We start from the raw sequence: 2,096 nt of genomic DNA on the forward strand, positions 1-2,096 counted from the left end.
TCTTTTTCGTCTTTCGTAATGTTAAAATTTGCACTGCCAGCGGCTAAATCTAACGCATGGCTTGCATCAATAGCTGTTTTATTTTTACCCTCAATAGAAAGGTCCCAGCTTGGGTTGATAGAATCTTGTAATGCCTTTAACTGGGCAACGTTAACGGCATCATAATCATTCGTGCCAGCGGCAACACCTATAATCTGTCTGGTTTTACCTTTTTCACCTTGCGCAGCATTCCCAATGCTGAGTGCGCCAAGGGAGGATCTCCATGCGTTATCCTCTATATCAGAAAGACGCTTAGTGCTAGGATCATACCCTGCTCTACCACCAACAACATCAGCTACAGAATATGAACCCAAAGCAATGCTGCTCTCAGCTTTCGCTTGTGACTCGGCGCCAAAAGCCATCGCAGACTCAGTATTTTCACTAACTTTGGCCCTGTAACCAAGAGCTAGCGCTTCGATGGAGCTTTTACCAATGCTGGCGCGGCCACCAATGGCAAGAGAATTCATGCTTAGAGCACTAACTTTGGCGCCATCACCAATGGCAAGAGAACCATCAGCAGTCGCCATCGGTTCTTTAAAATCTGCGAGAATAGTATTGATTTTTAAACCTTTTGTGGACGCTTTTAGCTGCGCAACATTGACAGCATCCGTATCGTCGGTACCAGCGGCAAGTCCTACAATCTGTCTGGTTTTACCTTGCTCAGCATTCCCAATGCTGAGTGCGCCAAGAGTGGATCTCCAAACACTGCTCTGACTTGGTAGTCCTATTTTTCCACTAGGATCATAACCTTCAATGCCAAATTCAACATTCGCTAGAGAATCTGAACCCAAAGCAATCGCATTCTTTTCAGTGGCTTGTGCGTTGATGCCAAGAGCTATCGCGTTACCAGCATCCATCTCAACACTTGTGTTGCTCCCTATAGCGATTGAATTTTTCCCATCCGCTATAGCATCTTTAAAATCTTTGTCATTCGTATTGATTTTTAAACCTTTTATAGCGACGGCGGCTTGTAATGCCTTTAGCTGCGCAACGTTGACAGCATCTGCATCGCTCGTGCCATTTGCAACATTTGTTATTTTTTTATTTGCAGCGTAAATACCATCTGTGGTGACCTTGGGACCATCATCAACCTCTAAACCTTTTACTCCAAAAGTATTTTTTCCTACGGTTATACCACTCGCTGCTATTTTTACACTATTATCTCCTATTTTTACGCTATCTAAAGTAAGATCTCTGGCGAGGTCAAATTTTACCTTATTGTCTTTATCACCTTTGGTAATGGTAAAATTTGTACTTCCTGTAGATAAATCTAACACATCCTCCGGCTCAAAGGTTGCAACATCGACACCATTAAGAGAAAGCTGCCACCTTTTTTCTACAAGTGTTCTCATAGCTTTCAGCTGCGCAATATTTACTGCATCGGTATCCTTAGTACCAGCGGCAACCCCTGTAATCTGCCTAGCAGCAGTGTTATTACCCACACTAACTGCACCGTAAACAGATTTCCATGCAACACTACCGTCTTCTGAGACAGTATTTGAGAAAGGATCATAACCACGAACACCACCAACAACTGTTGCTATAGAATTTGCCCCTAGAGCAACACCATTTTCAATAAATGCATGCGCTTTTAGACCAATAGAAACTGAATTTTCCTGCTGAGCTGTAGAATTAACACCTAAAGCAATACTATCTTTACCAGATGCAACTGCAAGCCCTCCAAATGCAAGAGCAGCCTCCCCTGATGCCTCCGAACTAATCCCCATAGCAACACTTGCTTTCCCCGATGCAAGCGCTGCAACACCAAAAGCTTGTGCTCCACCAGCCTTTGCAACCGCATTGGCACCAAAAGCTACTGAATAGTTTCCCGTTGCAGAAGAACCACAACCCGTTGCAAAGGAATAAACCCCTAAAGCTTCAGGCAAAATATTCACATCACCTTTAGTACTATGCTGCCCCATATACCCAATGTCATTTCCTGTCAGTCCACTACCTGTCCAAAAAACCCGTTTATCACTCGTGCCATAAGGGTGAGTATTCTTCCCCCATACATCATTCTGGATAAATCTATTAAATTCTTCTTCTGCAGATATTAG

General features: G+C 43.6%; 1 pseudogene. It reads right to left on the bottom strand.

Features of this window, described 5'->3' with window-relative positions:
• Positions 1-2,096 (bottom strand): annotated as a pseudogene (locus tag FNZ60_RS09410) (hypothetical protein); the annotation flags it as partial.

It is taken from the genome of Bartonella massiliensis, assembly GCF_902150025.1.
In the GTDB taxonomy this organism is placed as follows: Bacteria; Pseudomonadota; Alphaproteobacteria; order Rhizobiales; family Rhizobiaceae; genus Bartonella; species Bartonella massiliensis.